General features: G+C 61.5%; 22 protein-coding genes. 10 read left to right on the forward strand and 12 right to left on the reverse strand.

The window, feature by feature from the left end; all coding sequences use genetic code 11:
- Window positions 1-26: 26 nt before the first annotated feature.
- Window positions 27-1,400, reverse strand: coding sequence for an MFS transporter (locus tag ACVWZP_RS07225; RefSeq protein ID WP_046383245.1), 1,374 nt, complete (start codon window positions 1,398-1,400; stop codon window positions 27-29).
- Between the two features lie 137 nt (window positions 1,401-1,537).
- Between ACVWZP_RS07225 and ACVWZP_RS07230 the strand changes: the two genes are divergently transcribed.
- Complete coding sequence (locus ACVWZP_RS07230) at window positions 1,538-2,299, forward strand: ArsR/SmtB family transcription factor (protein ID WP_288076544.1); 762 nt, start codon at window positions 1,538-1,540, stop codon at window positions 2,297-2,299.
- Here the strand turns inward: ACVWZP_RS07230 and ACVWZP_RS07235 are convergent.
- The 5 genes from ACVWZP_RS07235 to ACVWZP_RS07255 all read right to left on the reverse strand — a co-directional run bounded on the left by ACVWZP_RS07235 (window position 2,274) and on the right by ACVWZP_RS07255 (window position 6,527).
- Complete coding sequence (locus tag ACVWZP_RS07235; RefSeq protein WP_017847290.1) at window positions 2,274-2,939, reverse strand: glutathione S-transferase family protein; 666 nt, start codon at window positions 2,937-2,939, stop codon at window positions 2,274-2,276. The two genes, ACVWZP_RS07230 and ACVWZP_RS07235, sit on opposite strands and share 26 nt — an antisense overlap.
- Window positions 2,936-4,405 carry an FAD/NAD(P)-binding protein gene (locus ACVWZP_RS07240; RefSeq protein WP_457369606.1) on the reverse strand — a complete coding sequence of 490 codons (1,470 nt, stop codon included), beginning with the start codon at window positions 4,403-4,405 and terminating at the stop codon, window positions 2,936-2,938. Before ACVWZP_RS07240 ends, ACVWZP_RS07235 begins: the two co-directional genes overlap by 4 nt.
- A complete protein-coding gene (locus tag ACVWZP_RS07245) occupies window positions 4,402-4,836 on the reverse strand; it encodes a nuclear transport factor 2 family protein (protein ID WP_046383242.1) in 435 nt (144 codons plus the stop codon). The genes ACVWZP_RS07240 and ACVWZP_RS07245 overlap by 4 nt, the downstream gene beginning before the upstream one ends.
- Window positions 4,837-4,951: 115 nt before the next feature.
- Window positions 4,952-5,494: an ester cyclase gene (locus tag ACVWZP_RS07250; RefSeq protein ID WP_126589501.1), complete on the reverse strand. Its 543-nt coding sequence runs from the start codon at window positions 5,492-5,494 to the stop codon at window positions 4,952-4,954.
- 25 nt (window positions 5,495-5,519) lie between these two features.
- Window positions 5,520-6,527 (reverse strand): polysaccharide deacetylase family protein, encoded by a 1,008-nt coding sequence (locus ACVWZP_RS07255; RefSeq protein WP_046383240.1) that lies wholly within the window; start codon window positions 6,525-6,527, stop codon window positions 5,520-5,522.
- Window positions 6,528-6,628: 101 nt separating this feature from the next.
- Here ACVWZP_RS07255 and ACVWZP_RS07260 point away from each other — a divergent pair, with 101 nt between their 5' ends.
- The 4 genes from ACVWZP_RS07260 to ACVWZP_RS07275 all read left to right on the forward strand — a co-directional run bounded on the left by ACVWZP_RS07260 (window position 6,629) and on the right by ACVWZP_RS07275 (window position 13,578).
- Window positions 6,629-7,525 carry a LysR family transcriptional regulator gene (locus ACVWZP_RS07260; protein ID WP_046383239.1) on the forward strand — a complete coding sequence of 299 codons (897 nt, stop codon included), beginning with the start codon at window positions 6,629-6,631 and terminating at the stop codon, window positions 7,523-7,525.
- A gap of 204 nt (window positions 7,526-7,729) precedes the next feature.
- Entirely contained in the window at window positions 7,730-8,971 is a 1,242-nt protein-coding gene (gene mexE, locus ACVWZP_RS07265; RefSeq protein WP_017847284.1) for a multidrug efflux RND transporter periplasmic adaptor subunit MexE, read from the forward strand.
- 15 nt (window positions 8,972-8,986) lie between these two features.
- Window positions 8,987-12,166 carry an efflux RND transporter permease subunit gene (locus tag ACVWZP_RS07270; RefSeq protein ID WP_046383237.1) on the forward strand — a complete coding sequence of 1,060 codons (3,180 nt, stop codon included), beginning with the start codon at window positions 8,987-8,989 and terminating at the stop codon, window positions 12,164-12,166.
- Window positions 12,163-13,578 carry an efflux transporter outer membrane subunit gene (locus tag ACVWZP_RS07275; RefSeq protein ID WP_017847282.1) on the forward strand — a complete coding sequence of 472 codons (1,416 nt, stop codon included), beginning with the start codon at window positions 12,163-12,165 and terminating at the stop codon, window positions 13,576-13,578. Before ACVWZP_RS07270 ends, ACVWZP_RS07275 begins: the two co-directional genes overlap by 4 nt.
- An 86-nt stretch (window positions 13,579-13,664) precedes the next feature.
- Here ACVWZP_RS07275 and ACVWZP_RS07280 read toward each other — a convergent pair whose 3' ends face one another.
- From ACVWZP_RS07280 to ACVWZP_RS07295, 4 genes are all read right to left on the reverse strand, one after another.
- Window positions 13,665-14,054 (reverse strand): hypothetical protein, encoded by a 390-nt coding sequence (locus ACVWZP_RS07280; protein ID WP_079443682.1) that lies wholly within the window; start codon window positions 14,052-14,054, stop codon window positions 13,665-13,667.
- Window positions 14,051-14,992, reverse strand: a complete 942-nt coding sequence (locus ACVWZP_RS07285) for a hypothetical protein (protein WP_457369607.1) — start codon at window positions 14,990-14,992, stop codon at window positions 14,051-14,053. The genes ACVWZP_RS07280 and ACVWZP_RS07285 overlap by 4 nt, the downstream gene beginning before the upstream one ends.
- 409 nt (window positions 14,993-15,401) lie before the next feature.
- Window positions 15,402-15,779, reverse strand: a complete 378-nt coding sequence (locus tag ACVWZP_RS07290) for a hypothetical protein (RefSeq protein ID WP_079443681.1) — start codon at window positions 15,777-15,779, stop codon at window positions 15,402-15,404.
- A complete protein-coding gene (locus ACVWZP_RS07295; protein WP_457369608.1) occupies window positions 15,769-16,716 on the reverse strand; it encodes a hypothetical protein in 948 nt (315 codons plus the stop codon). Before ACVWZP_RS07295 ends, ACVWZP_RS07290 begins: the two co-directional genes overlap by 11 nt.
- A gap of 430 nt (window positions 16,717-17,146) precedes the next feature.
- Here ACVWZP_RS07295 and ACVWZP_RS07300 point away from each other — a divergent pair, with 430 nt between their 5' ends.
- Window positions 17,147-17,395, forward strand: coding sequence for a hypothetical protein (locus ACVWZP_RS07300; RefSeq protein ID WP_256822970.1), 249 nt, complete (start codon window positions 17,147-17,149; stop codon window positions 17,393-17,395).
- Window positions 17,396-17,703: 308 nt separating this feature from the next.
- On the opposite strand, the gene ACVWZP_RS07305 is transcribed toward ACVWZP_RS07300, so the two are convergent.
- Window positions 17,704-18,726: an AraC family transcriptional regulator gene (locus ACVWZP_RS07305; protein ID WP_457369609.1), complete on the reverse strand. Its 1,023-nt coding sequence runs from the start codon at window positions 18,724-18,726 to the stop codon at window positions 17,704-17,706.
- 167 nt (window positions 18,727-18,893) lie between these two features.
- On the opposite strand from ACVWZP_RS07305, the gene efeU reads away from it, so the two are divergent.
- The 4 genes from efeU to efeO (ACVWZP_RS07325) are packed head-to-tail and all read left to right on the forward strand — an operon-like array spanning window position 18,894 to window position 23,105.
- Window positions 18,894-19,739 (forward strand): iron uptake transporter permease EfeU, encoded by an 846-nt coding sequence (gene efeU / locus ACVWZP_RS07310; protein WP_017847276.1) that lies wholly within the window; start codon window positions 18,894-18,896, stop codon window positions 19,737-19,739.
- Between the two features lie 10 nt (window positions 19,740-19,749).
- Complete coding sequence (efeO, locus tag ACVWZP_RS07315; RefSeq protein ID WP_457369610.1) at window positions 19,750-20,952, forward strand: iron uptake system protein EfeO; 1,203 nt, start codon at window positions 19,750-19,752, stop codon at window positions 20,950-20,952.
- 14 nt (window positions 20,953-20,966) lie between these two features.
- The gene (gene efeB, locus ACVWZP_RS07320) at window positions 20,967-22,271 is read left to right on the forward strand and encodes an iron uptake transporter deferrochelatase/peroxidase subunit (RefSeq protein WP_026140066.1); all 1,305 of its coding nucleotides are present in this window, start codon (window positions 20,967-20,969) and stop codon (window positions 22,269-22,271) included.
- Between the two features lie 15 nt (window positions 22,272-22,286).
- The gene (gene efeO, locus ACVWZP_RS07325) at window positions 22,287-23,105 is read left to right on the forward strand and encodes an iron uptake system protein EfeO (RefSeq protein ID WP_017847273.1); all 819 of its coding nucleotides are present in this window, start codon (window positions 22,287-22,289) and stop codon (window positions 23,103-23,105) included.
- Window positions 23,106-23,110: 5 nt separating this feature from the next.
- On the opposite strand, the gene ACVWZP_RS07330 is transcribed toward efeO (ACVWZP_RS07325), so the two are convergent.
- Window positions 23,111-26,524 carry a hypothetical protein gene (locus ACVWZP_RS07330; RefSeq protein ID WP_457369611.1) on the reverse strand — a complete coding sequence of 1,138 codons (3,414 nt, stop codon included), beginning with the start codon at window positions 26,522-26,524 and terminating at the stop codon, window positions 23,111-23,113.
- Window positions 26,525-26,604 lie beyond the last annotated feature (80 nt).

A 26,604-nucleotide genomic window follows, 5' to 3' on the forward strand; every position in this document is an offset into this window, starting at 1 on the left:
CAATCGCCTTTACAGGTGCAGGTCCATCAACTTTCCACGGGTTGCGCCGCCGGCGCTTTCAACACCAGGGCGGCCATCAGCATGGCGAGCAACGACAAACCGATGGCGACGCTGACGGCGACGTCGATGGCATCGCCCAGGGGCTGAATCGAGGTGAGCAAGGCGCCGAAGATCGCCACGCCGAAGGCGGAGCCGCTTTGGCGGCTGGCATTGAGCGTGCCCGCCGCCACCCCGGCCTTGGCGCGGTCGACCACACTCATCAGCACGGAGGTGGCGGCCGGGGTGATGATCCCGGCACCGAACCCCACGGCCGGGTAGCACACTGCGATACGCCAGTACGGTGCGTCACTGGCCAGGGCGAACAGGCCGATAAACCCCACGGTGTACAGGCCGAACCCCGCACACAGCACGGCGCGCGCGCCATACGCACGGGTCAGCCGGCCGCAGGTGAAGCTGCCCAGGGTGACCATGGCGGTCAGTGGCAGGAAAGCCAGCCCGGTGTCCAGCGGCGACCAGCCACGCTCGCTCTGGAAGTACACGCTGAGCAGGAAAAACAGGCCATAGAACACCAGGGCCGACGCCAGCGACAGCAGCGTCGCCCCCGAGAACACCGGGTTGCGGAAATACTGCAGCGGCAGCATCGGGTCCTTGTGGCGGCTTTCGGTCACAAAGAACACGCACCAGGCGATACAGGCCACGAACACGCAGGCGTACACCCATTCGGAGTTCCACCCCAGCTTCGCCCCTTCAATCAGCACCGCCACCGAGGTCGCCAGCGCGATAATCGCGGCGACTTGCCCGGTGACGTCCAAGTGCCGGTTTGGCGCCAACGGTGCCGAAGACGGGATGCGCGAGGTCAGCCACACGCCCACCAGGGCGATCGGCACGTTGATCAAGAAGATGCTGCGCCAGCCGAACAGCTCGATCAGTACGCCGCCCACCAGCGGTCCGGCCGCCATGGCGATGCCGCCGCACCCGGCCCACACGCCAATGGCGCCGGCGCGCTGGTGGGTCTGCGGGTAAGCGCTGTTGATCAACATCAAGGAACACGGCACCAGCAACGCAGCGCCCAGCCCCTGCAGGACCCGCGCACCGACCAACTCCGGCAGGTCGGTGGCCAGGCCGCACAACGCCGAGGCCAGGGCAAACAGGCCGAGGCCGACGGCGTAGATTTTCTTCGCGCCGAAACGATCGCCCAGCAGGCCGCCCGTCAGCAGCAGGCTGGCGAAGGTCAGGGTATATGCGTTGATCACCCACTGCAGCCCGGTGATACCCGAGCCAAAGGTGCGGGAAATCGATTCCACTGCCACGTTGACAATCGAAGTGTCGAGGATAACGACCACATAGCTCAGACTCGTCGCAATCAGTACTTGTCGTTGGTAGCGGGTGTTGGAGGTCATGACCGCGAGCGTCCTTTAAGGGGGCGGCTCGACTATATGCAGCTTTCTGGGATAAACGCTTCGAGCTGTGTCGAAGTGTTTATGTTTATGTCATCCTGAAATCCGATTTCACCTGGCACAGCACGGAGTTCGACGGAATGACCCAGCCAAAAATCTCATCCATCGCCTACCTGATCGCCGAACCCGTGCGCGCAGTGATCCTGATCACCCTGGCAGATGGCAGTTCGATGTCTGCCAGCGCCTTGGCCGATGCCGCTGGCGTGACGCCGCAGACGGCCAGTTCGCACCTGGCGAAGCTGCTCGACGGCGGCTTGCTCACCGTGGAGACCAAGGGCCGCAACCGCTTCTATCAATTGGCCGGCCCCGATGTGTCCCATGTGCTGGAAAGCCTGGCGGCGGTCGCACCGCAAACCAGTTCGTGGCGTAGCCTGCCCAACCGTTCGGCCCATGAATTGCGTTTTGCCCGTTGCTGCTACGACCACCTGGCCGGCCAGGTCGGCGTAGCGGTGACCCAAGGCATGCTGGAGCAGGGTTTTCTCCTTGAAAGCGACGAGCGCGAATACGTGCTCACCCGGCGTGGTACCGAGTGGCTGCAGTCACTCAACCCGCAGGCCGGCGAGCCATGCTTGCACGACCACCTCCAGGCCCGCCGCTGCCTGGATTGGACCGAACGGCAACATCACATCGCCGGGCCGCTCGGCACCCACCTGCTGGAGACTTTTTGCCAGTTGGGTTGGCTGCGCCGAACCGCCGGCTCGCGCGCGGTACATGTGACCGGCTCGGGCTGGCGGGCATTCAAGCTGCATCTGGGGATTGAGCACCTGCGCCATCTCGAAGCACCGCTGCATGCCGTGACCCCGGCCAGGAAAACCCTTATGCCGGCACCTGTTGCGAGCTGAACAAGCGCTCGATTTCGGCGATGCGGCGCTCCTGGGCCACCCCGCTCTGCTGCCAGGCGAGCAGCGCATTGATCCGTGCGTACCAGGCCGCCACATGGGGATACTCCAGAAACGGCGCCTGGGTCCGCGGGATATGACTCAGCGGGGCCGCCAGGTCGATGTCCGCCAGGCTCAACGCGTCGCCCACCACAAAGCGCCGGGTGCGCAAGTGCCCGTCGAGCACCGCCGTGTAGCGGTGGATCGCCTGCAGCGCTTCGGCCACCAGGGTCGGGTTCTCGGCGCGGCCTTTGAGGCGGTCCATGAACCGCTGCTCGATCAGCACCGTGGGCCCGCGACGAAAATGCTCGGCGGCCCAGAACATCCATTTGAGCGTTTCGTACTTGGCGTTGCCCGCGGGCAGCAATGACGAGCCGGCCCGTTCCGCCAGGTAAATCATGATCGCCGAGGCTTCGAACAGCACCACGTCGCCGTCGACCAAGGTCGGGATCGTGCCGTTGGGGTTGAGCGCCAGGTACTCCGGCGTGCGGTTCTCGCCACTGAACAGGTCGAGGAAGACGAATTCGACCTCAAGCCCCAGGTAAGCGGCGGTCGTCAGTACGCGCCGGGTATTGCTCGAACCTCTGTCGCCATATACTTTCATGCCACTGCCTCGGTTGCGTGTTTGTCCATGAATGAAGGGTGCTCGGCGAGCAGCATCACCACCTCGCGGGCCTGGCGCACCGATTGGTACACCGAATTGACCATCGGCGCCGCCAGGTACGAGGCCATGCCCAGCAGCCAGATGTCTTCCGGCGCTTCGGCGCCGGGCAGGCTGACCTGCAACTGCGCTGACACATAAGGCGGCGTACACGGCGTTGCCGGCGGCACCTGCAGCTCAAGGCCGTTGCGCGAGGCATGGAAAAACTGTTTATGAAAACCGCTGGCGCACACCACCGCATCCACCGCCTCGATGCGCCCCTGGGCATCGTGGACCCGCCATTGGCCTTGCCACTCAAGCTGTGTCGGCAAGTGCGCGGCCAGTTGCAGGCGCCCTTCGTCGATCAGGCGCAGCAGCGTGGTTGCGGTCTGCAAAGGCACCGCGAACAGGTAACGCCCGACCGCTTCCCAGCAGTTTTGCAGCGCCGCCACGCGCACCGAGGGCGGCGCCGCGCGCAACTTCCCGTCGGCCAGGTCCATGCACTGCACCAACAGGTTCTGCCAGTCCGTCGCGCCCCGTCGGGCCAAGGCGACCTCGCCGCGCAGGCGCTGGGTGGGCTCCGCGCTGCGATCGACTTGTTCGCGCAGCGAGCGGCCATTGATCGCCTTGGTCGCCCGCGCAACGATGCGCAGCAAGTGCCAGTACAGCTTGGGGTTTTCCAGGTCCAGCCGGGCGAATCGCGCTTCATCCAGGGCCACCGCGCCACGCCGGGGGGTGGCGGTACGCACGCCCGGCAAACGCCCGGAAGGCGACGCCATCAGCACCTGGTGCCCCGCGCCGCAGAGCAGCAACACACTGTCGACCGCCGACAGGCGACTGCCCAGCACCAAGACCCGTGACGGTTTATCCAGGCTGTCCAGCCAGGCCTTGGCCGGGTATGGCGTGGAGAAAATGCCCGGCGCACCGGCATGCGGGCTGACCAGCGGCGGCACGAACGGCGCGGCACTGCCGGTGCAGACCAGCACGGCACAGGCGCGCAGGTCGCCGCCTTCATCCAGCACCAGGCGATAGTCGCCGCGCGCGACCGGCTGGATATGCCGCACCGTCGCCCGCACGATCCGATGCGCAATGCCCCGGGCCTCGGCCACATCGCGGTACTCGGCATAGCGTTGCTTGAGATAGCCCGCCACCCAGGTCCTTGGCACAAACGCGTCTTCGCCGACGTCGATGCCCTGCGCCTGGAGGTAACGCTGAAAGTCGTGCGGTTCATCGTCCAGTATCGACAGGGTCTGCACCGAGGTATTGCATAACAGCACGTCCTCGCAGACGCCGAAGGCAATCGAGTCCGCCAGCCCCTCGGGATCGATGATGTCGATACGCTTGGCGTTGCCGGCGCGCACCAGTTGGATAAACGCCGCGACACCGGTCACCGACCCACCAATGATCGCAACCGCCGCACGCGGGTTCACAGCGCTTGCGCCTTCGCCAGTACTGGCGCCAGCAAGCGCACGCCATACCAGCCCCAATACACGCGGTGGCAGGTGATCAAGCCGTTTTCTATCTCCATCATTTCCATCAGGTCGACCTGCTCCCCCGTCGGCGTCTTGCGCGGGTATTCCCACGTCAGGTTGCGGCCGTTGATGAAGGCTTTATCGCTGCGATACCACTCAGCCAGGTCATTGGGAAAGCGGCGCTTGCTGTCCTCCATGAACCGCTGGATCGTCCCCCGGCCGACCAGCACGCCGCTGCCGTGGTCGGGGTAGATCGCCAGCACCAGCGGCGTTTCGAACACCGCCTGCTCGGCATACAACGCCGCCGTCGCGGCCAGGTCGCCGGCACAGACGCTGGCGTGCCAGGCTTCATAGATAGCCAGCAGGCCGGGATCGATGGACGAAGTCATGGCGTTTCCTCGCGTGGCAGCACAACGGCTAATAGAAGCCGCAATTGTAAAGAATTGCCACCCGGCCATGCTTCGACCTGGCCCGAAGTGTCAGGCACGCGATGCCTCTCAAGGATTACAGGGCGCCCAACTGTTTCATCAAGGTGAGGTTGTCTTCGATGTGCCAGTTGGCGGCGATCTTGCCGTTGTCGATCTGATAGATATCGGTGGCGATAAAGTCCACGGGCTGCCCACCGCCCTTGATCTGGCCGAAGGTGCCGGTGAAGTGCCCGCGAAAATGCAGGTGAACCACCACGCGGTCGCCGGCGATGAGCATGTGTTCGACCTCGCAACGCAGGTCCGGCACCGCTTCACGAAACGCCCGGGAGGCGAGCAACGGGCCTTCGGGGCCTTGTTTACGTCCGGCCGGTGGGGTTTTGTCGATGAAATCTGCGGCCAGCGCCTCACGGGCCAGGCTTTCGTCGCCGGTGTCCCAGAAGGTGTCATAACGGCGGGCGGCGGTTTCCATGAGCGCCAGTTGCGCAGGCGGGAGGCTCTTGTCCACCACCAGCACACCCGGCTTGACCAGTTCAGTGTTGGCCGCGAGGACGGCGCCGGAAAAGGTCGAGGTCAAGAGTGTGGCGATGAGGCAAACGCGCGCTATAGGTGAGGGTTTCATTGAAAAATCTCCTTGGGTGATGGGCTCAGAGGGTCTCGTGTTCGCGCAGGCTAAGCGGGCTTTTAAGGGTGTACTGCGCGATAGCGTCCTTGCGCATGAAGGCCACGCCGGGGTGGCGGTTGGCATAGCGCAAAAACTCATCCCAGACCCGGACCATTTGCGGCGTACCGCTGATGCGATCGTGGGCGCTGATCGACATCATGCGGCGCCGGCTGCCGGCCTCTTCGTACAGCTGGTCGAAGTCCAGCTTCACCTGTTCCAGGAACTGCGACGGTGAGTAGTTGCGGCCTTCGATCAAGACGATGTCGTTGTTGCGCAAGGTGTACGGAACCACCACGAAATCCTGGCCGTTGACCTGCTCGATAAACGGCTCGTCGCGACTCACATCGTCGATGTGATAGACGTAGCCAAGCTCTTGCAGCAGCGCCAGGGTGTTGGGGCCACGGCGCAGCCAATTGCAGTTGTAACCGCTGACCGGCTGGCCGGTGACGTCCTGCACCATGCTCGCGGCCTGGCGCAGGAACGTGCGTTCTTCATCGCGGCTCATGGCAAATTGCGAACTCCAGCGCGGGCCATGGCCCGCCGCCTCGTGTCCGCGCGCGACGATTTCCCGGGCCAACTGCGGATGCCGCTTCACCGCATCGCCGATCATGTGGCTGGTGACCTTCACCCCATGCCGATCCCAGAGGTCGAGCAGCCTGGGAATGCCTTCGCGGTAGCCATAGGCGAACCAGGTATTGGTGGCCGGGTCAGCGGGCACGCTGTCGGGGAAGTCCACTTTGGGAAACGGGCTGTCGGTGCCCTTCAGCGGTTGCCCACCGGCCTCGAACTGCATCGAGATCGAGACCACAAGCCGTGTGTCGCCGGGCCAGAAACCACCCTTGGCCTGGCGCGCAGCCGGTGCCGCCCCACTCTGCCCGGCCTGCGCCGCGCTCGCGTTGGCGCTGCCGAGCAGCGATCCGGCGGTCAACACCGCGGCGCCCGCGCCCGCCTGGGCCAGGAAGGTACGCCGTTGCAGGTTCACAGATGACATGACGGTAACTCCGTTGAATAAACACGGATGCAACGTTAGTCCTTTAGGTTTATTTTGATAATTGAGCTGAAATCAAAAATCACTTTCGAAAAAACCGAATAATGCTGCTGAAGAACCTTGAGCTGTTTTTGTTGATCGTCGAGAAAGGCGGGCTGTCTGCCGCCGGCAGGGAACTGGGCTTATCGCCAGCCTCGGTGTCGGAACGGCTGGCGCAGCTGGAGAGCTTTTACGGCGCCAGCCTGCTCAAGCGCACCACCCGTGCGATCAACCTCACGGATGAAGGCCGCCTGCTGGTCGATGGCGCGCATCGCCTGTTGGCAGACGCCGACGAGTTGCACACCAGCATTCGCCTGGGCGCCGACACCCTTTGCGGGCCGATCCGCCTCAGCGCCCCGCAAGACTTCGGTCGCCAATACATCGAGCCGATCCTTGCGCAGTTCATGCAGGAGCACCCGCAGGTCAGCATCGACCTGAACCTCAGCGATGGCTATGTCGACCCCGTCGGCCAGGGGATCGACTTCGCCGTGCGCTTCGGCGCGCTGGCCGACAGCACACTGCATGCCCGTCTGATTGGCGAAAACCGCCGAGTGGTGTGTGCATCACCGCTGTACCTGGCGCGCCACGGCACCCCGCAACACCCCGAGGACCTGGCCGCGCACGAGTGCCTGGTGATGCGCTTCGGCGTCAATATTTCGCGGGAGTGGGCGTTCACGCAGCACGGGCAGACCCACCGGATCATGGTGCGTGGCCGCCGCGTGGCGAACGACGGCGCGCTGGTCCGCCAATGGTGCCTGGCCGGCCACGGAATTTGCTTGAAATCGGTGTGGGACGTGCGTGCCGATCTCGACGCTGGCCGCTTGGTCGAGGTGCTCGAGGATTACGACTTGGGCCGCACAGCGCTGAACATCGTCTACCCGCCCACGCGCATTCAGCCCAGACGGGTGAGAATGTTGATAGAACGCATCGTTGCGCAGCTGGCGAGCGACAGTGCCAGGTAGGCATTGCGGCGTTCCTTGCAGCGCGCGCAACATGCCTTTGTCATCAAGCATATTGATAGCTGCCTAATGAAACCCGCAGACTAGAGGGCTCACTCCGCGCTTATATCATTCCGAATGATAGTTATCTTTGCTTCATTCGATTCGTGACCTAGCAGCTCCCCGCGCATGATCCGCCCATCTCAAATACATTGGCGGATACACCTCATGGAACAGACACTCAAACACTTACGCTTGCCCCTGGCGATTCTGGCCGTGGCGGTGATGAGCGCGTGCGGCAAAACCCCGGAACAAGCGGCCGCCATGCCTCCTGCAAAAATCAGCGTGGCCAAGGTGCTTGAGCAACCGGTCAACGAGTGGGACGAATTCACCGGACGCCTGGAAGCACCGGAAACCGTGCAGATCCGTCCACGGGTGTCCGGCCAGATCGATCAGGTGGCCTTCACCGAAGGCGCCCTCGTGAAGAAAGGCGACCTGCTGTTCCAGATCGACCCACGCCCGTTCCAGGCCGAGGTGCGCCGCCTCGAAGCCCAACTGCAACAGACCAAAGCCGCCGCCACCCGCAGCGATAACGAAGCGCAACGGGGCGAACGCCTGCGTCAGAGCAACGCGATCTCCGCCGAACTGGCCGACTCGCGCACCACCGCCGCCCAGGAAGCCCGCGCCGCTGTCGCCGGCATCCAGGCGCAGTTGGACCTGGCCAAGCTGAACCTGAGCTTCACCCGCGTCATCGCGCCGATCAGCGGCCGTGTCAGCCGTGCCGAGATCACCGCTGGCAACCTGGTCACCGCCGACGTCACCGCGCTGACCAGCGTGGTCTCCACCGACAAGGTCTACGCCTACTTCGACGCCGATGAACGCGTGTACCTCAAGTACACCGAACTCGCCCGCCAGGGTCGCCGTGGCGCGACCACCCCGGTGTACCTGGGCCTGTCGAATGAAACCGGCAACCCGCACCTGGGCCAGATGAACTTCGTCGACAACCAGGTCAACCCGGCCACCGGTACCATCCGTGGCCGCGCGGTATTCGACAACAGCAAAGGCGAATTCACCCCTGGCTTGTACGCCCGCCTGAAACTGGTCGGCAGCGGCACCTACTCCGCCGTGCTGATCAACGATGAAGCGGTCGGCACCGACCTGGGCAAGAAGTTCGTGCTGGTGATGGAAGGCGACAAGCCAGCCTACCGCTCGGTGGAACTGGGGCCGAAGATCGAAGGTTTGCGCATCGTGCGCAGCGGCCTGAACAAGGACGACACCATTATCGTCAAGGGCCTGCAGCGTGTGCGCCCGGGCGCGCCGGTCGCCCCGGAAACCATCCCGATGGCCAGCAAGGAAACCCTCGCCGCCTTGGCCCAACAACGACAAGCGCTTGAAGCCAGCAACCTGGAGCAAGTGGCGCCGGAAAAAACCGCGCCCAAGCTCGCAGCCGTCGCGACTCCACGCGGTTAAGGGATACGACTCAAGATGAATTTTTCCAAGTTCTTCATTTCGCGGCCGATCTTCGCAGCGGTGCTCTCGCTGTTGATCCTGATCGCTGGCGCGATCTCGCTGTTCCAACTGCCGATCAGCGAATACCCGGAAGTGGTGCCGCCGACCGTGGTGGTGCGTGCCAACTTCCCTGGCGCCAACCCCAAAGTCATCGGCGAAACCGTCGCCGCGCCGCTGGAACAGGCGATCACCGGCGTCGAGAACATGCTGTACATGTCCTCGCAGTCGACCGCCGACGGCAAACTGACCCTGACCATCACCTTCGCCCTGGGCACCGACCTGGACAACGCGCAGGTGCAGGTGCAAAACCGTGTGACGCGCACGCAACCCAAGCTGCCCGAGGAAGTGACGCGCATCGGTATCACCGTGGACAAGGCCTCCCCCGACCTGACCATGGTGGTGCATTTGACCTCCCCGGATCAGCGTTACGACATGCTTTACCTGTCCAACTACGCCTTGCTCAACATCAAGGACGAGTTGGCGCGCCTGGGCGGCGTGGGTGATGTGCAGCTGTTCGGCATGGGCGACTATTCCCTGCGCGTCTGGCTGGACCCGAACAAGACCGCTTCGCGCAACCTGACCGCCACCGATGTGGTGACCGCGATTCGCGAGCAGAACCGTCAAGTGGCCGCCGGTGCGCTGGGTGCGCCGCCTGCACCGAATGCCACCAGCTTCCAGTTGTCGGTGAACACCCAGGGCCGACTGGTCACGGAAGAAGAGTTCGAGAACATCATCATTCGCTCCGGCGATAACGGTGAAATCACGCGCCTCAAAGACATCGCGCGGGTCGAGCTGGGTTCGAGCCAATACGCCCTGCGTTCGTTGCTCAACAACCAGCCGGCCGTGGCGATCCCGATCTTCCAGCGCCCAGGCTCGAACGCGATCCAGATCTCCAACGAAGTGCGCGACAAGATGGCGGAGCTGAAGAAGAGCTTCCCCGAAGGCATGGACTTCAGCATCGTCTACGACCCGACCATCTTCGTGCGCGGCTCCATCGAGGCGGTGGTGCATACCCTGTTCGAAGCGCTGATCCTCGTGGTGCTGGTGGTGATCCTGTTCCTGCAGACCTGGCGCGCCTCGATCATTCCGTTGGTGGCGGTGCCGGTCTCGCTGATCGGTACGTTTGCGGTGATGCACCTGTTCGGCTTCTCGCTCAACGCACTGTCCTTGTTCGGCCTGGTACTCGCCATCGGCATCGTGGTGGATGACGCCATCGTGGTGGTGGAGAACGTCGAGCGCAACATCGAGCTTGGGCTGGAACCGTTCCAGGCGACTGAAAAGGCCATGAGCGAAGTGACCGGGCCGATCATCGCCACGGCACTGGTGCTGTGCGCCGTGTTCATTCCCGCAGCCTTCATCAGCGGCTTGACCGGGCAGTTCTACAAGCAGTTCGCCTTGACCATTGCGATTTCGACGGTGATCTCGGCCTTCAACTCGCTGACCTTGTCCCCTGCCCTGGCTGCCGTGTTGCTGCGCAGCCATGACGCGCCGAAGGATCGTTTCTCCAAGGTGCTCGACAAGCTGTTGGGGGGCTGGTTGTTCCGGCCGTTCAACCGCTTCTTCGAAAAAGCCAGCCATGGCTACGTCGGCACCGTGCGCCGGGTGATCCGCGGCAGCGGCATCGCGCTGTTCCTGTACGCTGGCCTGATGGTGCTGACGTGGTTCGGGTTTGCCCACACCCCGACCGGTTTCGTACCGGCCCAGGACAAGCAGTACCTGGTGGCTTTCGCCCAATTGCCGGACGCCGCGAGCCTGGATCGCACCGAAGACGTGATCAAGCGCATGTCCGACATCGCCCTGAAACAGCCGGGCGTGGAAAGCGCCGTGGCCTTCCCGGGCCTGTCGATCAACGGGTTCACCAACAGCCCGAACAGCGGCATCGTGTTCGTGACCCTCAAACCGTTCGACGAGCGTAAAGACCCGAGCATGTCCGCCGGTGCGATTGCCGGTGCGCTGAACGGCAAGTACAGCGACATCCAGGAAGCCTACATGGCGATCTTCCCACCGCCGCCGGTACAGGGCCTGGGCACCATCGGCGGGTTCCGCCTGCAGATCGAAGACCGTGGCAACCTGGGTTACGAAGAGCTGTACAAAGAAGTGCAGAACGTCATCACCAAGAGCCGCACCACGCCGGAGCTGTTCGGCCTGTTCACCAGCTACACGGTCAACGTGCCCCAGGTCGATGCCGCCATCGACCGCGAAAAGGCCAAGACCCACGGCGTGGCGATCAGCGACATCTTCGACACCCTGCAGATCTACCTGGGTTCGTTGTATGCCAACGACTTCAACCGCTTCGGCCGCACCTACCAGGTCAACGTGCAGGCTGAACAGCAGTTCCGCCTGGATGAAGACCAGATCGGCCAGCTGAAAGTGCGTAACAACAAAGGCGAGATGATCCCGCTGGCGACCTTCATCAAGGTCAGCGACACCTCCGGCCCGGACCGCGTAATGCACTACAACGGCTTCATCACCGCGGAAATCAACGGCAACGCTGCACCGGGCTACAGCTCCGGCCAGGCCCAGGCCGCGATTGAAAAACTGCTGAAGGATGAACTGCCCAACGGCATGACCTACGAGTGGACCGACCTGACGTATCAGCAAATCCTCTCGGGCAACACCGCGCTGTTCGTGTTCCCGCTCTGTGTGCTGCTGGCGTTCCTGGTACTGGCCGCCCAATACGAAAGCTGGAGCCTGCCGCTGGCGGTGATCCTGATCGTACCGATGACGCTGCTGTCGGCCATCACCGGGGTGATCATCTCGGGCGGCGACAACAACATCTTCACCCAGATCGGCCTGATCGTGCTGGTGGGCCTGGCCTGTAAGAACGCGATTCTGATCGTCGAGTTCGCCAAGGATAAACAGCAGGAAGGCCTCGACCCGCTCGCCGCGGTGCTGGAAGCCTGCCGTCTGCGGCTGCGGCCGATCCTGATGACCTCGTTCGCCTTCATCATGGGTGTGGTGCCCCTGGTGCTGTCCAGCGGTGCCGGTGCCGAGATGCGGCATGCCATGGGCGTGGCGGTGTTCTCCGGGATGATCGGGGTGACCTTCTTCGGGCTGTTGCTGACACCAGTGTTCTACGTACTCATCCGTCGCTATGTGGAGCGCCAGGACGCGCGCAAAGCGGCCAAGGCCTTGAAGCTGGAGACACAGCAATGAGTGTGAAAGTCTTTCTGCCGAGCTTGCTGGTCCTGGCGCTGAGCGCCTGTGCCGTGGGCCCGGACTACACAACCCAGACCCCGGAGGCGGCCAATATCACGGCTGCCGCCGATGCCAAAAAATACGACCACGGGAAATTCGAAGGCATCTGGTGGCAGCAATTCGACGACCCGACTCTGAACCAGTTGGTGACCCAGTCGCTGAGCGGTAACCGCGACCTGCGTGTGGCGTTTGCCCGCCTGCGGGCCGCACGGGCGATCCGCGATGACGCCAGCAACGACGCGATGCCGACCATCACCAGCCGTGCCAGCAGTGACCTGGCCAAGGGGCAAATCCCTGGCCAGACCACCAAGCGCGTCAACAGCGAGCGTTATGACCTGGGCCTGGACATGGCCTGGGAGCTGGACCTGTTCGGCCGCATCCAGCGCAACCTGGAAGCCACCGACGCCGACCAGCAAGCGGCCGAAGCCGACCTGTACCAGCTGCAAGTCACGCTGATTGCCGAACTGGTGGACGCCTATGGTCAACTGCGCGGCGCGCAACTGCGTGAACGCATCGCCCTGGACAACCTGAAGAACCAACAGGAGTCGCGCACCATCACCGTCAGCCTGCGCGATGCCGGCGTGGGCGACCAACTCGACGTGGAGCGTGCCGACGCGCGCCTCGCAGCGGTGGAAGCCAGCGTGCCGCAACTGCAGGCCGAACAAGTGCGCGAGCGCAACCGCATCGCCACCCTCCTCGGCCAGCGCCCCGACAAGCTGAGCGTGGACCTGAGCCCAAAAGACTTGCCGGCGATTGCCAAGGCGCTGCCGATCGGCGATCCAGGGCAACTGCTGCAACGGCGCCCGGACATTCTGAGTGCCGAACGCAAACTGGCATCCGCCACCGCGCGCATCGGCGTGGCCAAGGCCGACCTGTTCCCACGGGTCAGCCTCAGCGGCTTCCTCGGCTTCACCGCCGGGCGCGGTTCGCAGATCGGTTCATCCGCGGCGAATGCCTGGGCCCTCGGCCCGAGCATCACCTGGGCCGCGTTTGACCTGGGCAGCGTGCGTGCGCGCCTGCGCGGCGCCGATGCCGAGGCCGATGGCGCCCTGGCCAACTACGAGCAGCAAGTGTTGCTGGCGTTGGAAGAATCCGAGAACGCCTTCAGCGACTACGGCAAGCGTCAGCAACGCCTGGTCTCGCTGATCCGCCAAAGCGAATCCAGCCGCGCCGCCGCCGACCTCGCCGCGATCCGCTACCGCGAAGGCACCGTGGACTTCCTCGTGCTGCTCGACGCACAACGCGAACGCCTGGCCGCCGAAGACTCCCAGGCCCAGGCCGAGGTTGATCTGTATCGCGGGATTGTTGCGATCTACAAGGCGCTGGGTGGCGGTTGGCAGCCGGATACGGTGGTCGCTACGGCCAAGTGATGTAAAGAGCTCCTTTGGTTGGTCGCATCCAGCCAATTTTTAGCCCCGTGGTCCGTTTGGTCATGGGGCTTTTTTTTGTGTCGCAGTTACTGATGTAGCCACTTATACAAGATGTCAGCGGTGGCGCTCATTAGAAAAAGCACTCCAACAAGCAGGGTTCCCTGAAGCAATCGCTTGAGGTTACGAGGAAAGGCTTGTACCTGCTGCCAATCCACTGCACCTCGTTTTACGTTCCACTTTGGTAGAACAACCGCTGCGGTGACGGCAGATAGTCGAATCATTCTTCCTCGAATCGAATTACCCCAAACACGTTGATTGGGTGTGATAAGACTGCATTTGTTTAGAAGATATTCCATTTCGTCGAGTCTTCGATAAGCCAGGTATATCAAAACCACAAAGGCGATGAAGACCAAAAAAAACAGAGTCAAATCAAACCAGAGCTTCAGCGGATGATAAATAAAACAATCAATACTCATATAGTTTCTCTCCTAAATGCTCGCCCAGATCCCCTCCACGACTGCCCATGACAGCGCCTACGGTCCCGCCGCCGATCAACAAACAACTTAATGATAGCGGTCCTGTAGTGGGCCCCAACACAACGAAACATAACGTGGCCGCCGCATAGCCCCCCCACTAAACCACCAGCAACCCCGCCTACTAACCTACTCGTTTCCACATACTTAGCCTTCGTACACTGCTCCTCCCTCCCCGTGGAACAGGCTTCCTTGATCTCCAGCCCAGTGGACGCAGCGCTCAAAGCAATCCCCAACGGCGTCCCTGCCTTGAGCACTTTCGCCACCCTGGAAATCCGCGCAATCCTCTCGGCATACCGGCTGATCTCTCCAGTATGCAAATAACTCTTGGTGGAAATACCGAGCATTTTCTTGATCGAGCCTTCATTACGCAAACCCGTGCCGTAACGGGCGAACCCGCGCAATTGTGCTTCCAGTTTTTTGAACAGGGTTTGGCGACGCGCCAAAAACTCCTCCCGCGCTGCGCCACCGCCTCGGCGCAACGCCTGTTTATGCAGGGCATCGATTTCTTCCAGGGTTTTGACTATCGCCTTCAAGTGGCGATTCCAAGCATCCCCCGCCGTGCCGATACCGAGCGACGTGTAGCCGAGCAGTTTCTGCAACAAATCGTAGTTTTGCAGGGCAAAGGCGTCGCCCCCTTCGGCCATCACGCTATGGCGGATACGCCAGGCGGATTGCATCAGCAGGTGCTCTTCCGGCTTGCACAACGCCGTGGAGTCATCACCGATGATGACCAACTGCCCCGGCAGCACCACAACGTTTCGAATATGGGTATTGAGCCTGTCGAACTTGGCTTCGGCGTGCTGGCTCAAGCGCAATCTTGCCTTGAGTTCAACTGAGGTTTGTTGCCAACCATTGATAAACGCGTAGGGCTGAGACATTAAAAACCTCTCAGCCGCAGTGGGCGAAGGGAACCGGTTGATGTGAGCCTGTTGCTTGCAATGCATGCATTCCTGATTGAATGAAGATGGCGTCGTAATCTAATTAACGGCTCAAGCGTTGTCGCGGATTTACCAGATAAATTCGCGCATCGTCGATCAACTTTGGAAATGGACTTCCCCTCGCCTACCAATAGCTGCCAGACACTTCCTAATAGCTATTCCAATGGAATAATTTCGTTAAACAATATGACTGCGGCAACGTAACTGACGCGAAATACCAGCAGCACCAGATGATGTAAAGAGTTTCTTTGGTTGGTCGCAACCAGCCAGTTTTTGCCCCGCACTCCATTCAATCACGATGCTTTTTTTGGCTCCTCAACTGAAAAAAATAGTCCTACTGAACATTGTTTCATTTATGCAGCCAAAAAACGATGCCGTACATAAAGACAACGACGATGACGAAATAGATACCACGGAACAAGTTTTTCAGGCAGCGAGGAAATTCCTGGACTTGCTGCCAGTCAATGACACCACGTTTTAAGTTCCGCTTTGGCAGCAATACTGCTACTGCGACCGCGCCGAATCGCATCATTCTCCCTCGCGGTGAGTTGCCCCAAAACTGGGCGTGAAACACAACGAAACTGCATTTATTCAGAAGGCGCTCCATGTATTCCAAACGCCGATAGGCCAGAAAAACATAGATCAGCAAGGCAACGCCGAGTGAAATACACAACGCTATTTCAAACCAGAAAATGATATGAGAACTTAGGAAATCGTTAATATTCATAGAGCTTTTCACCCACTAATTCCCCACCCCTACTGCCAAGCGCGCCTCCTGCGACGCCGCCCGCCGCGCCACCGATTAATAGACAAGCCAGCGAACCTGGACCCGTTGTTGGTACCAGTACGGCAAGACACAAACTCGATCCAATCAACCCTCCGGCAGCGCCTAATGAAACGCCTCCTGCCAGCTTCCCCACCTCCACATACTTAGCCTTCGTACACTGCTCCTCCCTCCCCGTGGAACAGGCTTCCTTGATCTCCAGCCCAGTGGACGCAGCGCTCAAAGCAATCCCCAACGGCGTCCCTGCCTTGAGCACTTTCGCCACCCTGGAAATCCGCGCAATCCTCTCGGCATACCGGCTGATCTCTCCAGTATGCAAATAACTCTTGGTGGAAATACCGAGCATTTTCTTGATCGAGCCTTCATTACGCAAACCCGTGCCGTAACGGGCGAACCCGCGCAGTTGTGCCTCCAGTTTTTTGAACAGGGTTTGGCGACGCGCCAAAAACTCATCCCGCGCTACGCCACCGCCTCGGCGCAACGCCTGTTTATGCAGGGCATCGATTTCTTCCAGGGTTTTGACGATCGCCTTCAAGTGGCGATTCCAAGCATCCCCCGCCGTACCGACCCCAAGCGAGGTGTAGCCCAGCAGTTTCTGCAGCAGGTCGTAGTTTTGCAAAGCAAAGGCGTCGCCCCCTTCGGCCATCACGCTATGGCGGATACGCCAGGCGGATTGCATCAGCAGATGCTCTTCCGGCTTGCACAACACCGTGGAGTCATCACCGATGATGACCAACTGCCCCGGCAGCACCACAACGTTTCGAATATGGGTATTGAGCCTGTCGAACTTGGCTTCGGCGTGCTGGCTCAAGCGCAATCTTGCCTTGAGTTCAACTGAGGTTTGTTGCCAATCATTGATAAACGCATAGGGCTGAGACATTAAAAACCTCTCAGCCGCAGTGGGCGAAGGGAACCGGTTGATGTGAGCCTGTTGCTTGCCATGCATACATTCCTGATTGAATGAAGATGGCGTCGTAATCTAATTAACGGCTCAAGCGCTGTCGCGGATTTAGCCGGTGGATTTGCACGCGGTAGATCAATTTGGGAAATGGACTACCCCTCTCAAGCTAATCGCTGTCAGACACTTCCTCGCATCTATTCCAACAGACTGTTTTCGTTAAATAACATGACCACAGTAATGCAACGGGCACGAAGGCCATCAGCGCCTTCTGATGTAAAAATCTCCTTGGATTGGTCGCATCCAGCCAATTCTTTGCCCCACGGCCCATTCGGTCACGGCACTTTTTTAAAGTAGGTACAAGAGTGGCCCGATATAAAAGTATACGTTTCGACTAATGGAGGATTTCACTATGGCCGTTTTATTGACTGCGGAACAAATGAGGTACGCCAAAGCGTCTAACCCGTTCCAGATAAAGAACCCGGAACAAGTTGTCAATACATTCACGATAACGGAAGAATCAAAAGCTTCGGACGCGTTGAAGCTTCGAAAACAAGAGTCGATTGATGATCTGAAAGCATTTTTGAAAGACTACGACATGACATCGATCACCACCAACGAACTAAAAAAGTCGGCAGACGGTTTTATGAAAACGACGTAATTGATGGCGAGGCGTTTCATATGTTCATATCTGGCCTGGGTGCTTTTGATACCAACGGCCAGCAAGCTGAAACAGACGTAAAATACAATGCAATCGCCTTATTTAACGAAAGCTGGACGATTACCTTTCGTTTCTTGAAAGCCATCCCAACGTGAAGCGGTCACAAGGCATCCCCGAATATGTTCAAGGCATGTTCGCTGCCAATCATGCAATCAATGCACGGGCATTTTTTGTTAATTCTTCCCGCAGTGATCTCTCGATAGAGGAGCGTGCCTGAGTTTGGCTCTTTATCCCGTACACTCACTCCATCACAGGCGATTTGTCTCGTTCAAAATCAAACTACGATAATGCCCCGGATTCGACCCTGCCCATTTACGAAACGCCTTGTAGAACGAACTGGCATCGGCAAATCCCAATCGCGTGGCAATTTCGGCAAAGCTGATCTGCGGTTCGGCCAGCCAGACAATCGCCAACTCTTTGCGCACGCTGTCCTTGAGCCCCTGATACGTTTGCCCCTCTTCCGCCAAGCGGCGGCGCAGGGTCGAGGCGGAGATGCACAGGTTGGCGGCCAGGCCGTCGGTTTCCGGCCAGGTGTCGGGCGGCATCTGGCGCAGGTCGTGCTTGATGCGCGTGGCCAGGCTGTCGGGGTCGCGGTATTTGACCAGGATATTGGCCGGTGCGTGGCCAAGGAAACGCTTGAGTTCTTCGGCGCTGCGCTTGATCGGTAGGTCGAGGCAATCGGCGGAGAAGATCATGCGCGTGCGCGGCCGGTCGAAACGCAGGTTGTCGGAGAACATCACCCGGTAATCGTCACAAAAATCCGGTTGTGGGCAGCGCAGTTCGATGGCCAGGATCGGTATACGCCGCCCCGCGAGCCAACAGGCGACGCCGTGGACGATCATCCAATAAGTGAAATAGCTGAACGCCCGGCGTGGCTCGGGCTCGGTTTCGAGCAGCACGATTTCCGCCAGGCTTTGCTGGCGCACCAATTGGGCAGGCAGATGCTCGAGCATCAATGACAGGAACGCCAAGCCGGTTTCCAGCCCGGCCGCCACCGTCGGTTGAGCCATGGCCACGCGGCACAGAAACGCCAGGCTGCCGGACTTGAGCGGGCGCGGGTCCATGCCAAAAAACTCATCGTCCAGGCGCCGCGCCAGCAGGCGCCACAACCGAGCGTAGGTCGTGGCCGAGACACGTGCACCAGGCTGCAACAGCAGCTCGGGAGCAATGCCCGCCTTGCTCAAGGCCTCAACGCTCGCTGCCTCCGACGCGCAGCTCTGCAACAGGGCTTCGCGCACAAGATGGATGGAGATGGTGTCTTTTTCCGACATGGGTGTGGGGCAATCCAACGGCACAAAAGGTGGGGTGCATCATAAGGGCGCTTGAGTTTTGCCACCACCGTTCAGCCGCCGTTCAGTAAAGGTCAATGTTTCTTGTTTGGCAATGAGTATCATTATGTTACAACTTAGCTTCCTATCCAGTTTCCCTGCGGTGTCGAATGCTTGTTCCCTTTCTCATCATGTTGCGCGAAGGCATTGAAGCCGCATTGATCGTTGGCATCATCGCCAGTTACTTGCAACAGACCGGCCGTGGCCAGTGGATGCCCGCCGTGTGGGTCGGTGTCTTCCTCGCCGCGGCCCTGGCCTTGCTGGTCGGTGGCGGCCTGGAACTGATGAGTGCCGAATTTCCGCAAAAGCAGCAGGAATTGTTCGAAGGCGTGGTCGGCCTGGTCGCCGTGGGCATTCTCAGTTCCATGGTGTTCTGGATGCGCAAGGTTGCACGCTCGATCAAACATTCGCTGCACCAATCCCTCGACCATGCCCTGGCCGGCTCGCGCCACCAAGTCACCGCGCTGATCCTGATGGTGTTTTTCGCCGTGGCCCGTGAAGGCCTGGAAACCGTGTTTTTCCTGTTGGCGGTGTTCCAGCAGAGTGAAGGCCCCGGCGCACCGCTGGGTGCCCTGCTCGGCCTGGTGCTGGCGATCATCGTCGGGTTCCTGATTTACAGCGGCAGCATGCGCCTGAACCTCGGCGCGTTTTTCCGCTGGACTGGCCTGTTCATCCTGGTGGTGGCCGCCGGCATCCTCGCCAACTCCGTGCAGGCCCTGCATGAAGCCGGCGTGTGGAACCACCTGCAAAGCGTGCTGTTCGATGTCAGCGCGACGTTGCCGATGGATGGCCCGGTGGGCTCGGTACTCGCCGGGATGTTCGGCTATCAGGATGCGCCGACCGTCAGCACGCTGGGGGCCTACCTGATCTACCTGGTGGTGGCCCTGGCGATGTTCTTCCTGCCCGCGGCACCCGCCAAGCCGGTCGCCGCGCCCTCTTCCGTTTCTCACCCGTAAGGACCGTCCCTTGTCCAACCCAACTCCTCAACCGGCCTCGCCGCCACGCGCCTTGCGCTGGGCGGTGGCCGGCTCGGCGGTCGTGATGATCGCTGCCGGCGGCCTGTTCTACTATGCCTCGCAGCTGGCAGCGACCAAGCGCCAGACCCACCAAGATGAAACCGTCGTGACCATTCACGGCCACGCCTGCGAACCCAACGCACTGACCGTTGCGGCCGGGCGCGCGAGTTTTCGCATCATCAACCGCTCCGACCGCGCGGTGGAATGGGAGATCCTCGACGGCGTGCTGGTGGTCGAAGAACGCGAAAACATCGCGCCGGGCCTGAGCCAGGTGATCAATGCCAATCTGTTGCCCGGCGACTATGCAATTACCTGCGGCCTGTTAAGCAACCCGCGCGGCACCTTGCACGTAACGCCGACGGCGGCATCCGACGCCCAAGCCAAGGCCAAGCCGTCGATGGTGGCGTTTATCGGGCCGTTGTCGGAATTCCGTGTGTACCTGAGCAGCCAGGCCAGCGTTCTGATCAACGCCACCACCGCCTTGCAACAAGCGATCGACGCCGGTGACCTGGCCCAGGCTCAGACGCTGTATGTGCCGGCCCGCGAGGCTTATCAGCGTCTCGCCGCGGCGTCGCAACGCCTGGCGCAACTGGACAACGCGATCAACGCCCGCGCCGATTATTTCGAAAAACGCGAGCAGGACCCAGCCTTCAGCGGCTTCCACCGCCTCGAATACGGCCTGTTCCAGCAACGCAGCCTCGATGGCCTGGCCCCGCTGGCGCAGCGCCTGGTGAGCGACGTCGGCACCCTCAAGCAACAGTTGCTGGCGCAGTCGCTGCCACCGGAGCAACTGGTGAGCATCGTAGTGCGCAACCTCAACAGCCTGGCCGACGTGCGCGCCGTCAGTGGCGAAGAGGAGCGCTACAGCCATATCGACCTGAACGGTTTCGCCGCCAACCTGGATGCCGCGCGCAAGGTGGTGGACCTGATGCGTCCGCTGCTGAGCAAGTCCGCCGCCGACCTGTTGCCGAACATCGACACGGCCCTCGCCGCGTTCGAGACGGCGCTCGATGGTTTGAAAGTCGACGGCCAGTTCAGCCGCTACGACCGTGTTACCGCCGATCAGCGCAAGCAGATCGCCGACAAGGCCAAGGTACTGGCCGCCGCACTCGATGGAATCGACCCCGCCCTTGGCCTCTCCGGCCTACAGTGAAGACGACCGCATACATGAGTGATTTACCACCGTTAGACCTTCAACGCCGTCGCGTCCTGCTGGGCATGGCCGCCACCGGTGCCGCGCTTGCCGGCAGCACCTTGAGCTGCCCGGCCATGGCTGCTGCCGCCGAGCAAGTGACCACCGCTCCGCGCAGCGACAAGACCCAGGACCATCACGATTTTTTCGGCAAGCACCAAAGCGGCATCGTCACCCCGCGCCCGGCCTGCGGCATGCTGGTGGCCTTCGATGTCCTGGCTGGTGATCGCGACGATTTGGAGCGGCTGTTCCGCACCCTCAACGAGCGCATCAGCTTCCTGATGACCGGCGGCAGCGTGCCGCAGGTCGACCCGAAACTGCCGCCCACCGATTCGGGCATCCTCGGCCCGGTGGTTACGCCGGATAACCTGACCATCACCGTATCGGTCGGCGAATCGCTGTTCGATGAGCGTTTCGGCCTCAGCGCAGCCAAACCCAAGCGTCTGATCCGCATGGTCGGTTTCCCCAACGATGCGTTGGAAGCGGCGCAGTGCCACGGCGACCTGAGCCTGCAATTTTGCTCCAACACCCCGGACACCAATATCCACGCCCTGCGCGACATCGTGAAGAACCTGCCCGACCTGCTGCTGGTGCGCTGGAAGCAGGAAGGCAGCGTGCCGCCACAGGCGCCCGCCCGCCCCGGCGAGCCTGCGCAGAGTGCGCGCAACTTCCTGGGCTTTCGTGACGGTTCGGCCAACCCGAATTCCAACGATGCCAAGACCATGGACCAAGTGGTCTGGGTGCAGCCCGGCAGTGACGAACCGGCCTGGGCGGCCAATGGCAGCTACCAGGCGGTGCGGATCATTCGCAATTTTGTCGAGCGTTGGGACCGCACGCCGCTGCAGGAACAGGAAAGCATCATCGGCCGCATCAAGCCCACCGGCGCGCCCATGGGTGGCCAGCACGAAGCCCAAGTGCCCGATTACAGCAAAGACCCGCAAGGCAAGCTGACCAAGCTCGATGCCCATATCCGCCTGGCCAACCCGCGCACGCCGCAGACCCAGGCCAACCTGATCCTGCGCCGGCCGTTCAACTACTCCAACGGTGTCAACAAAAACGGTCAGCTGGACATGGGGCTGCTGTTCATCTGCTACCAGGCCGACCTGGAAAAAGGTTTTATCAGCGTACAAACCCGGCTCAACGGCGAGCCCCTGGAGGAGTACCTCAAGCCAGTCGGCGGCGGGTATTTCTTCACCTTGCCGGGGGCAACGGGACCGAAGGATTTCATCGGGCGCACGCTACTTGCTGCAACGCACGTTCAACCCCCTGCCAACACTTAAAGCGGAAACTGTCCCATGAACAAGTCGACTCTCGCGCTGTCGCTGTTAATCACCCTCTCCCCCCTGGCGGCCTTCGCCGCCACGGCGCCGCTGGACCTGGTAGGCCCGGTGTCGGACTACAAGATCTACGTCACCGAACAAATCGCTGAGCTGGCGACCCAGACCCAGGCGTTCACCGACGCGGTGAAAAAAGGCGACCTGGCCACCGCCAAGCAGCTGTATGCGCCGACCCGCGTGCATTATGAGGCTATCGAACCGATCGCCGAGCTGTTCAGCGACCTCGACGCGGCCATCGACTCGCGGGTCGACGACCACGAAAAAGGCGTGAAAGCCGACGACTTCACCGGCTTTCACCGTATCGAGTACAGCCTGTTCGCCGAAAACACCACCCACGGCCTCGACGCCTTGGCCGACGGCCTGAACAACAACGTCAAGGACCTGCAGACGCGCGTGGCCGGCCTGACCTTCCCGCCGGAAAAAGTCGTGGGCGGCGCCGCAGCCCTGCTCGAAGAAGTCGCCGCCACCAAGATTTCCGGCGAGGAAGACCGCTACAGCCACACCGACCTGTATGACTTCCAGGGCAACATCGACGGCGCGAAGAAAATCGTCGACCTGTTCCGCGGCCAGATCGAGAAACAGGACACGGCCTTCCTGGCCAAGGTCGACAAGAACTTCGCCAGCGTGGACACGATCCTGGCCAAGTACAAGACGGCGGACGGCGGTTTCCAGACCTACGACAAGGTCAAGGAAAACGACCGCAAAGCCTTGGTCGGCCCGGTCAATACCCTGGCTGAAGACCTGTCGACCCTGCGCGGCAAACTGGGTTTGAACTGAGCCCTCTAGGTCTCGCTCAACGGTCGGTACCCCTCCAACGGCGTACCGACCGGCAAGCCGCTTTCAGGATTGGCCGCATACCAATGCGCGCCCATCTGCACCGCTCGAATGGGCACGCCTTGATGGTGCCCATTGTGCGTTGCCACCGCGCGATCTATTGCCGCGTGTACGCCGAAGAATGTGCGCAACTTTTCCTGCGCCGCGAGCATGTTCGCGAACGCCGACACGTTGGGCGCGCTGTTCAACGCGCGAGGCAAGGCGAGCACGCCTTTGGCACTGTTGACCAACAGATCGGCAGCGCCATCTACCGGATTCAAAAACGCGCTGACCACGCTCACGCCCTTTTCCAGCACGCGGAACGCCTTGGCGCCAAAAGGCGCGACAACCTTGGTGGATTTGACCAACGAGCGCACCGCCGTTCCCGCGCCACCTAGAAACGCACCGGCCGTATCGATCAACAAGCCCCGCGTACCCTCGATGATATTGCCCTTGGCCAGGTCCACGATGGCCCCGACAAACGGAATCATGCTCAGCAAAATACTGTCGTTGCGTTGCGACACTTCTCGTTGTTGCTCAAGGGGTAATTGGCCCTGGGCATACTTGAGCACACTGTCGCGGTGATGAATGAAATTGCCCTGCAGGATCCGGTCGACAATCGTTTGGCTGCGGGGCGATGCAAAGCTGTTGGGCACCGCCGCGCTCACGCGGCCATTCGCAGCCGCGGGAGCGGCCGGCAAGGTATCACCGAGCTTATCGATAATGATGCCGGCGGACGAAACGTCCGATCGCGGCAAGGCATCGGAGGTGTAGGCGGTGAAGTCGAACGGCTCCACTGCGCCGTTCTGCAACAGGACCGTCGAGGGCGCCCAACGTCCGTAGGTGCGCTGCGTCTCTTCGAGGGTGCCGCCCAGCACCAGTTGCTCGGGTAAGTCCGTGCGCTTAACGATCATCATCTTGGCCGGGAACACTTCAAAGTAGCTGATCTCCCCGTTGTAGTCACAGCGGATCAGCGTGCCTTTGCGCCCTCGTCGCGCTTCGACTTGCGCGGATGTCTGGTCCAGTGTGGGCACCCCGTCGATCTGTTCGCGCAGGGTAAACAGCTCGACGGCGCCATACTCCAGGGCCTGGCGATCAGCCAGGGGCAAGTTGGCGATCATGCGCTTGGTGGTAATGCCCAAGCCTTGCTTGAGGCTCGCCAGGTAGCCGTCGACTTCGCTCACCACTTGCCCCGGCAGGCTGGGCAAACGGTTGATCCTGGCATTCAGGGCGCGCACGTTTTTGACGATGGCGGCTTGTTCGGTGCGACTTGGGCGTGCGTTTGAAAAGGGCGTTCTTGCAGCGCCAGTGGCGCCGGGAGTGTCAGCCTCCAGCAGCATCCAGCGGTCCCTGACCAGGTCGCCTGTCATATAGGTCTCGATCAGCGAACGGATCTTGGGTTCCGAGACCTTCATGTTGCGGCGCTCGTCCGGGTCCGCAACGTAGACCTGCAACGCTTGCAACTGGGGCCCGCTGAGTTCCGGGAACACCTTCTGCAGGTTCGCGACCGCCTGGTCCCGGCGTGTCGGCAGCGGCGTCTTGAACGCCATCAGGGCCTGCAGGAGTTGCTCGCGCTGGGCCTGAAAGGCTTCACTGGCCTGCTCGTAGTGCTGCGGTGTATAGCGACCGTCGGCGGTCTTGGCGTAAACCCCTTGCATCAAGCCCCAGTCCAGCAACACGTCGACGCCGTGGTTATCCAGCACTGCCGCCTCGTCCGCAGTGCGTGCATCCAGTCGGGCAAGCGCCATGATTTCCGGGTAACTCATCGCCCGCGAGCTGCCCGCGCCGCCTTGACGTTCGGCAAAGGTCACACCCAGGCGCAAATCCGCCCATTCCGCAGACCCCATGCGCAGCGTGGAAGGAACATCCCGAATCAGAAACTCAGGGGCGGCAGCGGCCAGAAACAGGTGGGCCAACAGGGGCGCGACCTTGGGGTCCAGTGAGGTTTTTTTCCACAGGTGCGTTTCGATATCCGTGCGTACCGAGGCCAGCGTCCGCCCATTGTTGGCAGGTTGGTAGATGTCATAGCCGGCAATGGTCCCGGGGCGTCCCGGGGCGTCGGGGTCGATTTGCAGCATGATGGCCGCCAGCACCCACTGCTTGGCCTCGAGCGTCGAGAGTTGATCGCTGCCGGACGCGCCCTGGAACCGGCGATTGCGCGCCACGGCCCTGCCCCAGTTCAACGCCACGGGGCTGTTCAGGACCTGCTCGAGGAAGCGATCAGCGTCGGCGCGCAAGGTGCCTGCGCTGTTGAGAGCAAGCACCCCGCGGATATCCAGGACGCGCAGCAGGTTCACCGCAGGCTTGTTGCCAGGAGTATCGTCATCGCTCAACTCCGCCACGAAGCGTTTGTCGGCGTCGGACAAGACGCCAGGGGCCCACTGACGCGCGATCAACTGCGTATAGTCCCCCAGCGCCGGCGCTGGTGGCAGCGCAGCGTCGAGCCAGCGCAGGATATTGCGCACCTCCCGCGCCGTCTTCGGCACCGACAACCCATGGGACGCCAGCACCTCGCTGACCGTTGCCTGCTCGGCGCCGTCAATCGCCAGCGACGAGGTGCGGCTGATCGGCGTTTGCACGTCGGCCAGCAGCACCTCGTCTTCATCGGAGAGGTGCCGCACGCGCTCACTCAAGGTGCCCGCCAGATGCACGCGCTCGTCCATCACGTCGATGACTTTTCTAGCCCTCAGGTTGCGCTGCTCCAGGCGCCCCTTGACCTCCGGCGACAAGGCAGACCAATCCGCCGTCGAGAGTGCCTGGCGCACGGTGTGCAGTTCGTCGGCGGTGTGCGGCGGGGTCATACCATACCCCTGCAACACCGCGTTGCGAGACAAGCCTTCGCTCTCGGGATGCACATACGCAAGCCCGTTGCCGGCCACATCCAGGGTGGCAGCGGCGGCGCGCAGCCTGGTGCTGACCTGCCACCATCCCGAGGTGTCGTTCAAGGTGAAGGTCTTTTGTGTCGCTACCCCACTGTCGACGACCCAACCACTGACCGAGTCGGGTTTGACCACGACGGTATCCAGGGCCATCCCTTTGCTGGCGACCCAGGCCCGCATCTCGGCGGTATTGAAGGCACTGCGCAGCGCCTCGAAGCCTGGACGAATCGTGGCGCCATGGGGAATCTGGACGCTCGAGTCTGCTAACTGACGCAGGGCCGAGGTGCTCAACGCCGTGTGTAACTGATGATCGGCCTCCGCCGACGTGGCCGGGGCTGGCTGCAAGGTCCATGGCGGCGCCGCACTGGCCGGTAGATCGGATGGCGCCGCGCGCCGGTTGCGCACAACGGTTTCGGGGATGATGCTGCCAATCGGCGCCGGCGCGGCGCTCAGCGCCAGCGGAATTGGCGAACGGGCATGAAGGATTGGGGAGACGGGCGACATTTCTAGTTCCTCTCTACCAGTGAATGGCAAGAGTTCTTGTCCTTAAGAACTGTCGAGAGAAAACATACCCGCCTGGGCCA

Source organism: Pseudomonas sp. TE36184 (assembly GCF_054060055.1).